Below are 12,600 nucleotides of genomic sequence, written 5' to 3' on the forward strand. Positions count from 1 at the left end.
CACAGTGATCAATATCCTCTAAATCAAACAGGTGACCAGTCTATATTTACGAAGGTATCAATTCAATTTCCATTATCGGTTCTTTAGGTTCCATTAATATATCTATAAAAAGTACGATATTAATGGAAGCCATTATTACATCAATTTTCTAGGCAGCAACTTCCTATAAAAACCCGTTACAAACATGGTTCCAGTCACAACTAAAATAGTACCTATAATGGCATTAATTCCAACGGTTTCCCCTAAGAATAAATAGCCCCACAAAATACCAAACGCAGGAATAAGGAAAGTCACTGAAAGCGCAGAAGAGGCACCTAACTCATTAATTAATCGGAAATACAATAAATACGCAAGACCGGTGCAGACCGCACCAAGCGCAAATACTGACAACATAGTATCTGAGCTAATTGTTTCTCTTACTTGAATAAAAGGAACCAACGGTAGCACCAAGATTACAGAAGCCCACATACTGCCGTGCGCATTATTAAAGGGTTCAACACTTGGGGCATTCTTTGCGTAATTAGTTGCAATACCGTAACTAAACGCCCCCATCAAAGCCGTAATCATTGGAATAATTGCTTCATCACCAACATTAATGGCTTCCCAACCAACAAGAACACTCACTCCAATCATACCTAGAACCAAACCAAATACGACTTCTTTGGTTAGCCAAGTTCGAGTCCAAACTGCGCCAATAATGGCTCCCCAGATCGGGGCACTAGAGTTTAATATCGCTAATGTTGAGACATTTAACACCTGAGCGGAATACGCAAACAATAAAAAAGGTAAGGCTGAATTAAATAACCCTAAAATAAAGAAATGCTTTAGATTAGAAGTGAACTGCAGTGATTTTTTAAGAAAGAATGAAACGACTAATAAGGTTAATGCCGCAAAAGCAACACGAGTTTCAATCAAGACAGCAGGCCCAAGAGGGTTGGCTGCAATTCTGACAAATAAAAACGAACCACCCCATAAAGCAGCCAAGGTAAATAGGCTTAATATATTAATCATCCATAACTCCGATAATGAGGTGTTTTTCGAGTGTGGTTGATAATGATAAATTACTCAATCACATTATTTAAAAAGTGCTTTTAGCGCTCACCTTGTACTTCAAAATCATCAGCAATTAAGCGGGCTTTACCATCTTCTTGAATTGTCCAATGCTCGCTGTGTACAACACCAAATGCTTTGTTCATCGTCCAATTAGCCGTTAATAGATAACCATCTTCATCGATAGGTTCCCATTTAACCTCTGTATAATCAACATCAGCAAAGCCTTGATCCATGATGTTTTGCCAAAACGCTTGGATCTCTTCACGGCCAGTAAACGTTCCAAATGGACGAGCCTCCATAACGGTACCTTCCGCGTATTGCGCTGCACAACCGGCGGCATCTTGAGAGTTAAACGCTTGCTGCCACGCTGAAATGCCTGCTTTACATGCCGCTAAAATTTGTTCTTGAGTCATGGTTGTTTCTCCTAATGTTTGTATGAGATGGACTATACGTGCATTATTAACACTGAAAAACAAACTAATTAGAAAACACTGTTTAATAAATTCAAACAATAGGATTGGTAAGAGTATGAACAAACTAAAACAAATGACACTCTTTATGACCATCGTTGAAACCGGTTCTATTACTAAAGCGGCAGATAAACTTGAACTATCAAAATCCGTCATTAGCCAGCACTTAAAACAACTAGAGAATGATCTCTCCGTTCCATTATTAAAACGTACTACTCGTAAACAAGTATTAACGACTTCTGGTGAGCACTTTTATCTGCAATGTTGCGAGATGCATCAGTTAGCCGAAAAAGCATGGAGTGATATCTTACACTAGCAACAATTCCCTCAAGGGAAACTGACGGTCACCGCACCACACGCATTAATGAATAGTATTGTTATTCCGGCATTAAGCTCCACTTTTAAAACGCACAAAGGCGTGGCGTTAAATTTAATTGCGCATGACGGGCAGCTCGATTTAATGCAAGAAGAAATTGATTTAGCGATCCGAGTTGGAGAATCCAAACTCAGTAATTTAAAACAAAAACGCATTGGAACGGTACAGGATGTATTATGTGTCGCAAAAAATCACCCTCCTATCAGCTTAGAAAATATAGAATCCGTTCCTTATATTGCAAACCATTGGCAATCAAAACAAGTCTCACATTCCCTAATTAATACAAAAACAAAAATTGCGCACCGCTTAAATTTTACCGCCATGCACCAAGTGAACACGGTTCAAAATAGCTTAGCGTTAATTGAGAATGAATTAGGGGTTGGTTTACTGCCTGAGCTTATTTATTTACAACATCAAACAACAGTAAGAAAAGCACTGCCCAATAACGAGATCGCGCCTTCTAATGTGTATGCATTACATCCATTCCATGGTCAAACACCGATAAGTGTAACAATGGCAATCGAAGCAATTGAAAGTGCATTAAATTAAAAAGAAAAACGCCAATTCATCGGGGCGAATTGACGTTTTATTCGTTATCTTGAGGATAAACGATTTTATAATAGAAAAGTTAGCTTCCTATCACACCGCCATTATCTTTAGTGATCATTACAATGGTCGAACGTGGTTTATTGTCCCCACCTTGAGGGAAATGCCCAGACGGATGTTGCACGCCAACAAACATGGTTGTTTGATCATCTGAGAACGTTAATCCCGTAATTTCACATCCAATTGGACCCGTTAAGAAGCGGCGAATTTCACCCGTTTTAGGATCACCACACAACATTTGATTATTACCTTGCCCTGCAAAATCGCCTTTGTTTGAATAATTACCATCGGTTTGGATCCATAAACGCCCCGCCTTATCAAAGCCAATACCATCAGGGCTATTAAACATATTGTCTTTATTTATATTGTCACTGCCGGCGTACAAGTTGCCTTTATGAACCGTTGGATTACCTGCGATTACATATAAATCCCACTGGAATGTATCACTAACATGGTTGGCATTGGTGGGTGCCCAACGCACAATTTGTCCGTAATGGTTTTCAGCTCGTGGATTAACACCATCAATATCTTGGCCTTCTTTTACGCCACGGTTTTTATTGTTCGTTAATGTGCAAAATACGTGTTTTTTATCAGGATGCACAGCAACCCATTCAGGTCTATCCATCGAAGGTAAGGAATTTGAATGTTGCTGAGTTAGCATTGGCCCGTCTAAAAAAGCCAATTTCACCATCGCTGTTTTTTTAAAAGGTATCGAAAATATAATTATCGGGGATTTTATAACTGTTTTAGCCCTATTTCATGAGTTTTAGATACACTTATCCTACAAACCTTATTATGCTGCCCTCAATTCTGACTGAACTATCGCATGGGTGACTAAATCATTGACCGAATTTCCGACTCGGAAATTCGTAAACACCAGACGACTTTCACATAAAATACATTCGTACGGATCTACTTTTACATATCCTTTTAACATTGCGGCATACCCTGGCATTTTCGGCTCAGCTTCTATTGTCATACCTAAAGCTGCATAAACTCTAGGCAGAGCTTCTCCACGACGACGCATTGATAAAAAACCGTAGTATCGGATCATCTTGAAATGTTTATCAGGATAGTGCTCTACTATCCGTCTTATCATCTCTTCTGGTGATAATGTTAGGCTGTCTGTTGTTCCTGTTCGATGGTCTAAATAATTAAACGTTATCATTCCGCCTTTGGCGTAATGACTTAAACGTGACGCTGAAATCGGGGGCCGTTTTAAATACCGACCAAGATAGTTCATCGTCGGTTTTACATTATTTGTCTTTTTAGCAAAATGAAGCTTCCAACGACGATTATATTGACTGCTTAAAAAGCGTGACCAATCCGTTTTATTACGGATATAGGGGCATTCTTCGCTTGATAAATCAAGCTCATAATAAGCCTTACCCAATAAACTGACGATAGCCGCTCTCCAACAAGGCTCTGTCGTTTTCATTTGGAAGTAAATGGGTTTCCATAAACCGGTACGTTCACAAATTCCCCCACGAGTGACCGATAAATGTAAGTGCGTATTCCAATTCAGTTTTCGACCGTAAGTATGAAGAGCACAAAAGATACCGACATCTATTCCTTTATCTTTTGCCCATCCCAGCAGAATGTTTGCAGCACATTTGAATAATTTATTTAACAGCCAACGGTTATGACGAAAGATAGGCCATAGCGTGTTTGGAAGGGTAAAGGTGATGTGTTGATATTCGCATTCAGGGAAGACATGTTGTTGCTTTTGTATCCATCGCTCTGTGGCTTTCATGCCACAGCTACTGCACGCTCGAGATTTACAGGTTTGGTGAATATATTTGATATGGGTACAGTCAGGGTTGCAACAATGATATTCGCGAGAGCCAAAAGCCGCTGTCCCACAGGACAGCATCTTTGTGACATTTTCAATCACGACCGCTCTTAGGTTAGCTTTGTTATTATGAAGAAATTTAAGCCAGTTATTTTGACTATTAAATAATTGTTTCAGGGGTTTATATGCGTGCATGGCGATAGGATAAACGATTTATTGGCAACAATGGAAGAGGTTGAGTCCTTTTGATTTGCGCCGTAGGCGCCTATTGTTCAAAAGTTAACTGGATGGTAGCCATGCCTGCTAGATTGATAATCATAAAGTACAATTCCAGGCAAAACACCAGAGCCTGGAGAATCATAGCCAGAGCAGTAGACCCACATATAACATTTTGCTTTTTCAACATCCAACACATTTACCGTTGTTTCATCACAATGCAGAGTGGGTTGTTCAAGCAAAATACGATGTAACTCGTTATTAAGAGGGGTAAATAGTACCGAGCATTTTATTAACCAATCCGCCATCGTTCGCCGTCCAATAATGATACCCCATTGCTGAAATAACGTTTCTTGACGATAAAGTGGAAGACTGTATTGAAATTTAGCCGTAATAATTTGAGCAAGTAAACTTGCGGTCGCAATCCCTTTAGGGATTGGTGACGCTGGCATTGGGGCTTGTTTAATGTCTACTGAAGTATTGTTTTTTTCACAATTTCGGCAAGCATATTTAGGACGAACATGTTGAATAACTTCCACTTTAGCTGGTACAAATTCCAACTTTTCACTGATGTCTTTACCCATCGCATGCATCTCTAGACCGCAACACTTACAAGTTTTATCTTTTATGTCGTGGATAATAACAGTACGCGGTAAGTCTTCAGGTAAGCGTTGGCGTTTTGGCTTTTGACGAGTGTAGGTAATCGTTTGTGTGTCATCATTTTCAATGATGATTTCTTCTTCTGTTTCATTGAATAAATCAAATTGAGTCGAGTCAGATTCACTGCTTTTACCAAAGCGCTGATGTTGAGCCAGTCGAAATTGCTCTAGAAGACGGTTATATTTATTTTCAAGCTGAAGCACAAGTGCTTTCAGCTCGTCAATGGTATCAGGAAGTGGTTTTATTTTATCAGTCATGTAGATGACTATATAACGATAATACAGGTAATCAATCGGTTGCCTCCTATTCTTGACTGAGAATCAACTATTTAAAGGGTTGTTTGATAATGTACCGGTTGATGTCCTAAGATATCAAAACCTTGTAATAGCAGTGTCAGTTGCTGCTCTGATAATGCTAACGTATCGTTATTTATATTTCGTGGCCATTTGAAGCGGTCTTCATCTAATCGCTTGTACCATAAAGCGAATCCTGTTTTATCCCAATACAATATTTTGAGTTTATCACGAGGCTTATTGCAAAATATAAATAGAGCATCACTAAACGGTGATAGTTGCATTTCTTGCTCAACAATCACGACAAGGCCATTAATGGCCTTGCGAAAATCGACAAAATCACGATGAAGATAAATGGTGGAAACATCAGTAAATACATTCATGATTGATACCCTTTTAATAAGAGTCCTATCCAGTGAGGTTCAGTATTAGCTGGCAATGTTAATCGCAATTTTCCGATAGAAAGTTGAATATCTGGTAATTGTGGAGTGGCGATGATAGTTGATGTTAACGCTTCTACTTTCAAGAAAGTAGAAGCGTTAATCTTTTGTTTCCATCGTGCTTTACGTGCACTAAATGTCTTTGGCAGAATATTATGGTTACGACAAAATTCAGCGGCACTAAGCTTGCTAGATTGCTGAGATTCAAATAGAGCGTGCCATTGCTCTGGTGTTCTCTTTTTATCTTTTTGCATAATTAACCTGAATTCTGGATAAGGCTGAACTAATTGCCCACCTAACGATCAGATCTTTCGACCAAGAATTATTTGAACGTATTTTAAAAGGTGGGCAAGATGAATAAATTAGTTGATATATTTTGTGATGTCGATGATTTTTGTTATCAATTCTTATCTCAATGGGAAAAATACCTTGTTGAGGCTAGTGAGAGAAAAAGAAAACGTCAGTCAGTAATGTCTACTAGTGAATGTATGACTATTGTCATCGCTTTTCATCAATCAAATCATAGAGATTTCAAGAACTTCTATATCGGGTTAGTTCATCAATATTGGAAAGGATACTTTCCAAATTTACTTAGCTACACTCGATTTGTGAGCAAAATGCCTAGCCTAATCGCCCCAATGTGTGCCTATTTTCAATCTATCAAAGGTAAGCCGACTGGCATTGCTTTTGTTGACTCCACGAGTCTTAAAGTATGCCATAACATTCGAATTCCTCGCCATAAAGTCTTTGATGGTGTTGCGAAAAGAGGAAAAGGTACCATGGGATGGTTTTTCGGCTTCAAACTTCATTTATTGATTAACCATCTTGGAGAAATTATTTCGCTGAAAATCACAGCTGGCAATGTAAATGATAGGACTCCTGTACCTGATTTATGCAAAGAACTCTCGGGGAAATTGTACGCTGATAAAGGGTACATAGGTAAAAAGTTGAGTGAGAGCTTAAAGAACTCTGATGTCGATTTAGTGACTACCTCGCGAAAAAACATGAAAGCAAAAGAGATAAGTGCTTTTGATAAGGCTATGTTATCAAAGAGATACATTATCGAAACGATAAATGACCAATTGAAGAATATCTCTCAAATTGAACATAGCCGTCATCGTAGCGTGACTGGTTTCATGCTAAATGTAATTTCAGGCGTTGTGGCTTATTGTTTAAAAAAACAAAAGCCACGAATTAAGCTATCAGAATGTGAATTTGAACTAATCCTCGCTTAAAGCATGTTTTATCCAGAATTCAGGTTAATTACGTTCTCGTTAAATGAAAGATCGTAAGATACGCATAATGAATTTTATTTGTTAGGTGTAGTTCCCCGCACGCTTACGATAGAGCCAACAGAGTGGATGTTTAATTATACTGATGGTGAATTGCAGTTAATGACGTCGCACTCTGCGCATCGTTTACACAGCCAGTTTAACTATGCCGATCTTCGTAAAGAATATGCGGTACAAAACCGTGAGCCTATTACGATCCACCCAGAAGATGCAAAAGCACGTGGTATTAAAGATGGCGATTTAGTTCGCGCCTTTAACCAACGTGGTCAAGTTCTGGTTGGCGCACATGTTTCTGATGGCATCAAAAAAGGCAGCGTCTGTATCCACGAAGGTGCATGGCCTGATTTAGATCCTAAGACAGGTATGTGTAAGAATGGTGGACCAAATGTACTGACAATGGATATTCCTACGTCTCGTTTAGCCAATGGGAACTGTGGTAACTCTGGTGTTGTGAAAATTGAAAAATTCACAGGCGTTGCCCCAACATTAACGGCGTTTACTCCCCCTAAAAATGGATAATAGTCTTTAATACATTCTGTTTAACCTAAACCGAGTGCATTTATGTCCTCGGTTTTTTTATAAGCGGTGTTAATACCTTAGATGGCAACTAGAGCGGAAATAACAACGAGATCCTTAACCCACCTTCTTTACGATTTTCTGCTACGACCTTTCCTCTCATCACTGACATTGCTTCTTTTACGATAGCCAGTCCTAAACCATAGCCCCCTGATTGCTTATCTCTGGCTGACTCTAAGCGAGCAAATGGCGCAAAAATATCTTTTAGTTGATGCTCAGGAATACCAAGCCCATCATCTTCAACAATAACCGCAATATAATGCAGTTCATTCTCTTGATAATGGGAGATCAATAATCGAATGGTCGCGTTATCTCCCGCGTATTTAATGGCGTTGCTAATGAGGTTATTTACACACCGAGCTAAAAGGCGACGATCAACCATCACAACGTCTGTCCCAAGGGAGAATCGTGTTTCTAAGGTTTGATTCGCGGTTAAATCTGAACGTAATTGCGTAATTTGAGCTTCACAATAACGGTCTAAAATCAGTGGTTCTAATTTTGTAGAATAACGCGCATTCTCTAATTGGCTAAACTCTAAAATCTCACCAACCAAGTTATTCATTTCTGCCGATTCATTTTCTAAACGATCAAGCAAATGCACATGCTCGTTATCCGTTCTCTTTCTTAATAAATGCAGAGCTAAGTTATGTCTAGCCAGTGGTGTTCGTAATTCGTGAGATACATCGCGGATCAATCTCTTTTGCTTTTCAGCAAGAGAGTGTATCTCCCCTGTCATATTATCAAAGTCATGTGCCAACTCACTAAACTCGCGCACTGAATGGCCAATTTCATCCGCTACTTTAATCGTAAAATCACCTTCAGAAAGTCGATGACTCACCTCTCTTAATTTATCTAATGGCTTTTGTAAATAACGAGCAATAACCCACGAAAACAAGCCTAAAATAAGGCCAGAGATGATGATTTTTATAATACTAAAATACAGGGAGAAATAACGAGCAGGGTGATATTTGTAAGGCATTTGCATCACAATCGTCAACCCATCGTTCAATGGTATTCCAATGATCGGTTGATTCACTTTATTATCAAGCTGCGTATTGAGTGGGCGTAAATATTTCAACTTGAACTCAAAATGAGGATGCATGTCTCTGTGTGTAATTGGTCGGTTATTTTTATCTAATACAAACAGATAATATTCTTGTGCATTTGCCCAATCAGCCAGTTCATCCATGTCCCCTTCATCAATGAGAACATTGGCTTGATAGGCTAAATCCAACATTTTGTCTTGAATAGAAGATGGAATTCGTAACATCGATTTCATTAAGGCAATTTCAGCCAAACTTTGCAGTGAAAGTATCACAACAAGAATGATGGCGAATGAGCTGAATAAACGAAACGCGAGTCCATTGCGGTGCTTACGAATAAAAGAAGGACAAGATTGAAACCAACGCAAAGCCATTATTATCTCCTACCCATTAACCATTTTTATAAAGCTATAACCACGGCCACGAACTGTTTTAATGTGTTGTTTAGATAAGCCAGATTTCAATAATTTACGACGAATATTGCTGATGTGCATATCCAAATTGCGATCAAACGGACATAGCTCTTTCTTTAAGATATTCGTTTGTAAATCCGCCTTCGACACGACAACATCGGTATTTTTAATCAAATATTGCAGTAACTCTGATTCTGTTTCAGTTAATGGCAAACGCGAGAACTGCTCAGAGAGGTCTTCAATTGCCCCCACATAACTTTGACGCTGACGCTCTAACCCAACTCGGCGCAAGATAGCCGTAATACGCGCTAATAATTCAGGCACATTAAATGGTTTAGCAATAAAATGATCCGCACCGGCTTGTAAGCCATCCAACATAGAGGCTTATCACCTAAGGCCGTTAGCATAAGAATCGGCGTTGCAAAGCGTTGACAGATACGTCGTGCCACTTGAAACCCATCAAGCTTAGGCAACATGACATCCAGCAAAACAAGATCAACAGAATGGTTTTGAATATACTCTAATGCACTTTCACCACAATGTACGCAATCAACATCGTAGCCTTCCTCTTGCAATACTTCTTGTAATAAATTGCACAACGCAATGTCATCATCAACCACTAAAATACGGGACACGTTTACTCACCAATTAAAATGAAAATCGTTCGCATTCTAATCTCAGCATTACCTCAGCGCAATAAAGAATTTCAAATGGCGACAGTTTCTATCTTCTTAATGATATCAGTCATAAAAACACGACCCATTCCCCAAAACCAACATGACAAAAATGTCATATACCAGACCCCGTTATGTCACTTTCACTCCGCTATTATGAACCTACTTAAACAAAACCACTCATTAGGGAATCATCATGAAATCATTAAAAACTCTTGCTCTATCAGCCGTTATTATTCTTGCAAGCTCAAATGCGATGGCAAACCCTGCTGTTATTAGCGGTCACTACCTTAATAAAGCAAGCCACACTATTCTTCATACTGATCATGTAACCACTAAACAAGCAGCCTACAACCAAGCCTTGACTCAGTTAAATAAACTCGATAATAGTTCACCTTCTGAACTACAGAAAATATTAAAAGTCGATTCACAAAACGTCCAATTAGATAACCAGAGCTATATTACAGTTAAAGAAACCATGAATATGCAAGGACAAATACAATACACTGGATTAATACACGCGAACTATCATTACTTAGAACCGATCTCTAACTAATGGTTAATTTTTTTGACCTATTGTTTATTAATAAAGATATCATATAAGAGATATACAACTATATTGTATTGATACCCACTGATTGTTCTCCATATTTAAAGAAGTAACGTGATGAAACTACTTATAATAGAAGATGAAACGAAAGCTGGAGATTATCTAAAAAAGGGATTAACAGAGTCCGGTTACACTGTTGATCTGTCGCGTGATGGCGTTGATGGTTTGTATAACGCAACGACATATCAATACGATTTAATTATCTTAGATGTCATGCTGCCAAAATTGAATGGGTGGCAAATTTTGCAAACGCTCAGAAACTGCGAAAATAGCACGCCTATTATTATGCTGACGGCAAAAGATCAAGTAGATGATAGAGTAAAAGGGTTTGAACTCGGCGCGAATGATTACCTAATCAAGCCCTTTGCCTTTGCTGAATTAAAAGCTCGTATTGAAAATGCACTGAGATCTCAAACTGCAAACTCGCACACCCAAAAAGTAAACGAGTTAGTCTTGTGTGATTTACAACTCGACCTTTTAAAACACACTGCGACAAGAAATCACGATAATATTACGCTAACAGCAAAAGAATTTTCATTACTCGAATTGTTCATGCGAAAGCAAGGAGAAGTGCTATCAAGAACCACCATCGCTTCTCTCATTTGGGATATGAATTTCGACAGTGACACCAATGTCATTGACGTTGCCGTTAAGCGACTCAGAGCAAAAATCGATAAACCTTACGACACGCCATTGATTCACACGGTGCGAGGAATGGGTTATAAAATGGACGAGGTGTGATGCAATGAAAACTCATTATCTTTCAATGAAATTAAAGCTCACCCTCATGTTTTTCTCCACCTCGGTGTTTGTGTTTATTGGCCTTGGCATCGCCATTCAGTATCTCGTTCAATCCCATTTCTATGAAGAAGATCGTAATCAACTAACCTCCAACCGCACTTCCATTTCCGTCTTACTGCAAAACAAAGGGATTACCAGTACCGAGATATTTGCATCATTAAAAAGCAGAGGCATTAATGTATGGATAACCAAAAATAACGGAGAGCAAACCCAAAACACCAACGTAATCGCAAATGATGACGCATTTTCTCCATCAAAAGACCTTAACGAGTGGACGTATAATAACCACACATTTAGAACCTTATATTATCCTCTAAACGCACATGATGAGTACACTGGCCTTCTCATTGGCATTAACATTGATCATCACATTCAATTTAATAAAAAACTCAAAGTTATTTTAATGTGGTCTATTAGCATCGCGAGTTTGCTGTCTTTTCTTTACAGTTTTTTGATCGTGAGTATGGGATTTAAACCGCTTAGGTCACTGCAAAATCGAATCAAAGAAGTTCAACCAAATAAATTGCATATCCGATTATCTGATGAAAGTTTACCCACTGAGCTCATTGAGTTTGCGAGGGTGCAAAACCAAATGCTTGAACGATTAGAATTGGGGTTTCAGCGCTTAAGTGACTTTTCTTCTGATATTGCCCATGAGTTAAAAACCCCATTATCGAACATTGTGACACAAACTCAAGTCACGCTATCGCACCCAAGATCCACACAAGACTATCAAGACATTTTATCGTCTAATTTAGAAGAATTAGAACGGATCAATAAAACCATTAACGATACTCTTTACCTTGCTAAATCAGAAAATGATTTGCTATTAAAGAGTAATATTCACTTAGATTTAGTCTCATTATTTGAACCTATTGTAGAATATTACAGCATCATTTCTGAAGAGTCAGACGTTACTATTCGGCTTTCTGGTAAGGGCGTGCTATGGGGGGATAAATCGATGATACAACGAATTGCTAATAATCTCTTATCAAACGCAATTCGTCATTCAGCACCAAACAGTTCTATTTTAATTGATATCAAAGACAGCCCAAATAAAGTGAAATTATCAATTTCAAACACAGGTGACACCATCCAAGAAAAGGATCTGCCTTTTATTTTTGAGCGCTTTTACAGAGCCGATAAATCACGACGACATTCAAGCAGCACAGGCGCAGGACTTGGATTAACCATCGTTCGTTCGATTGTAAATGCACATAGTGGAAAGATAACAGTGCAGTCTGCCGATACACAAACAACGTTTACCGTTTCTTTCCAAAAATAA

At 38.6% G+C, this 12,600-nt stretch carries 11 protein-coding genes and 5 pseudogenes; 7 read left to right on the forward strand and 9 right to left on the reverse strand.

Features of this window, described 5'->3' with window-relative positions; all coding sequences use genetic code 11:
* Window positions 1-135 precede the first annotated feature (135 nt).
* Both VSAL_RS17075 and VSAL_RS17080 read right to left on the reverse strand, forming a co-directional pair.
* A complete protein-coding gene (locus VSAL_RS17075; RefSeq protein WP_012551584.1) occupies window positions 136-1,011 on the reverse strand; it encodes a DMT family transporter in 876 nt (291 codons plus the stop codon).
* Between the two features lie 80 nt (window positions 1,012-1,091).
* Window positions 1,092-1,466, reverse strand: coding sequence for a nuclear transport factor 2 family protein (locus VSAL_RS17080; protein ID WP_012551585.1), 375 nt, complete (start codon window positions 1,464-1,466; stop codon window positions 1,092-1,094).
* Window positions 1,467-1,581: 115 nt separating this feature from the next.
* On the opposite strand from VSAL_RS17080, the gene VSAL_RS24185 reads away from it, so the two are divergent.
* Window positions 1,582-1,839 carry a LysR family transcriptional regulator gene (locus VSAL_RS24185; protein WP_331386585.1) on the forward strand — a complete coding sequence of 86 codons (258 nt, stop codon included), beginning with the start codon at window positions 1,582-1,584 and terminating at the stop codon, window positions 1,837-1,839.
* A gap of 15 nt (window positions 1,840-1,854) precedes the next feature.
* Window positions 1,855-2,448: pseudogene (locus VSAL_RS17085) on the forward strand (LysR substrate-binding domain-containing protein); the annotation flags it as partial.
* Between the two features lie 79 nt (window positions 2,449-2,527).
* On the opposite strand, the pseudogene VSAL_RS17090 reads toward VSAL_RS17085, so the two are convergent.
* From VSAL_RS17090 to tnpA, 5 genes and pseudogenes are all read right to left on the reverse strand, one after another.
* Window positions 2,528-3,133, reverse strand: a pseudogene (locus VSAL_RS17090) (PhoX family protein); the annotation flags it as partial.
* 165 nt (window positions 3,134-3,298) lie between these two features.
* Window positions 3,299-4,492, reverse strand: a complete 1,194-nt coding sequence (locus VSAL_RS17095; RefSeq protein ID WP_012548955.1) for an IS91-like element ISVsa9 family transposase — start codon at window positions 4,490-4,492, stop codon at window positions 3,299-3,301.
* 80 nt (window positions 4,493-4,572) lie between these two features.
* A pseudogene (locus VSAL_RS17100) lies at window positions 4,573-5,430 on the reverse strand (IS66-like element ISVsa2 family transposase); the annotation flags it as partial.
* Between the two features lie 71 nt (window positions 5,431-5,501).
* Window positions 5,502-5,849, reverse strand: coding sequence for an IS66 family insertion sequence element accessory protein TnpB (tnpB, locus tag VSAL_RS17105; protein ID WP_012548924.1), 348 nt, complete (start codon window positions 5,847-5,849; stop codon window positions 5,502-5,504).
* Window positions 5,846-6,160 (reverse strand): IS66 family insertion sequence element accessory protein TnpA, encoded by a 315-nt coding sequence (tnpA, locus tag VSAL_RS17110; RefSeq protein ID WP_012548925.1) that lies wholly within the window; start codon window positions 6,158-6,160, stop codon window positions 5,846-5,848. Before tnpA ends, tnpB begins: the two co-directional genes overlap by 4 nt.
* A gap of 99 nt (window positions 6,161-6,259) precedes the next feature.
* Here tnpA and VSAL_RS17115 point away from each other — a divergent pair, with 99 nt between their 5' ends.
* Window positions 6,260-7,141 (forward strand): IS982-like element ISVsa6 family transposase, encoded by an 882-nt coding sequence (locus tag VSAL_RS17115; RefSeq protein ID WP_012548944.1) that lies wholly within the window; start codon window positions 6,260-6,262, stop codon window positions 7,139-7,141.
* A 108-nt stretch (window positions 7,142-7,249) separates the two neighbouring features.
* Window positions 7,250-7,717: pseudogene (locus VSAL_RS17120) on the forward strand (molybdopterin dinucleotide binding domain-containing protein); the annotation flags it as partial.
* Between the two features lie 88 nt (window positions 7,718-7,805).
* On the opposite strand, the gene VSAL_RS17125 reads toward VSAL_RS17120, so the two are convergent.
* Together VSAL_RS17125 and VSAL_RS17130 are read right to left on the reverse strand one after the other, a co-directional pair.
* The gene (locus tag VSAL_RS17125) at window positions 7,806-9,191 is read right to left on the reverse strand and encodes a histidine kinase sensor domain-containing protein (RefSeq protein ID WP_012551586.1); all 1,386 of its coding nucleotides are present in this window, start codon (window positions 9,189-9,191) and stop codon (window positions 7,806-7,808) included.
* Window positions 9,192-9,200: 9 nt separating this feature from the next.
* Window positions 9,201-9,865, reverse strand: a pseudogene (locus VSAL_RS17130) (response regulator transcription factor).
* Between the two features lie 235 nt (window positions 9,866-10,100).
* Here VSAL_RS17130 and VSAL_RS17135 point away from each other — a divergent pair.
* The 3 genes from VSAL_RS17135 (at window position 10,101) to VSAL_RS17145 (ending at window position 12,600) form a co-directional block, all read left to right on the forward strand.
* Complete coding sequence (locus VSAL_RS17135; protein ID WP_012551587.1) at window positions 10,101-10,460, forward strand: DUF3316 domain-containing protein; 360 nt, start codon at window positions 10,101-10,103, stop codon at window positions 10,458-10,460.
* A gap of 111 nt (window positions 10,461-10,571) precedes the next feature.
* On the forward strand, window positions 10,572-11,255 hold the full coding sequence (locus VSAL_RS17140; protein ID WP_012551588.1) for a heavy metal response regulator transcription factor: 684 nt from the start codon (window positions 10,572-10,574) through the stop codon (window positions 11,253-11,255).
* Between the two features lie 4 nt (window positions 11,256-11,259).
* Window positions 11,260-12,600, forward strand: a complete 1,341-nt coding sequence (locus VSAL_RS17145) for a heavy metal sensor histidine kinase (protein ID WP_012551589.1) — start codon at window positions 11,260-11,262, stop codon at window positions 12,598-12,600.

The organism is Aliivibrio salmonicida LFI1238 (assembly GCF_000196495.1).
GTDB lineage: Bacteria > Pseudomonadota > Gammaproteobacteria > Enterobacterales > Vibrionaceae > Aliivibrio > Aliivibrio salmonicida.

Coding starts and splice junctions, on each gene's coding strand:
- VSAL_RS17075 (WP_012551584.1), bottom strand. CDS start 1,011: ATGATTAATATATTAAGCCTATTTACCTTGGCTGCTTTATGGGGTGGT.
- VSAL_RS17080 (WP_012551585.1), bottom strand. CDS start 1,466: ATGACTCAAGAACAAATTTTAGCGGCATGTAAAGCAGGCATTTCAGCG.
- VSAL_RS24185 (WP_331386585.1), top strand. CDS start 1,582: ATGAACAAACTAAAACAAATGACACTCTTTATGACCATCGTTGAAACC.
- VSAL_RS17095 (WP_012548955.1), bottom strand. CDS start 4,492: ATGCACGCATATAAACCCCTGAAACAATTATTTAATAGTCAAAATAAC.
- tnpB (WP_012548924.1), bottom strand. CDS start 5,849: ATGAATGTATTTACTGATGTTTCCACCATTTATCTTCATCGTGATTTT.
- tnpA (WP_012548925.1), bottom strand. CDS start 6,160: ATGCAAAAAGATAAAAAGAGAACACCAGAGCAATGGCACGCTCTATTT.
- VSAL_RS17115 (WP_012548944.1), top strand. CDS start 6,260: ATGAATAAATTAGTTGATATATTTTGTGATGTCGATGATTTTTGTTAT.
- VSAL_RS17125 (WP_012551586.1), bottom strand. CDS start 9,191: ATGGCTTTGCGTTGGTTTCAATCTTGTCCTTCTTTTATTCGTAAGCAC.
- VSAL_RS17135 (WP_012551587.1), top strand. CDS start 10,101: ATGAAATCATTAAAAACTCTTGCTCTATCAGCCGTTATTATTCTTGCA.
- VSAL_RS17140 (WP_012551588.1), top strand. CDS start 10,572: ATGAAACTACTTATAATAGAAGATGAAACGAAAGCTGGAGATTATCTA.
- VSAL_RS17145 (WP_012551589.1), top strand. CDS start 11,260: ATGAAAACTCATTATCTTTCAATGAAATTAAAGCTCACCCTCATGTTT.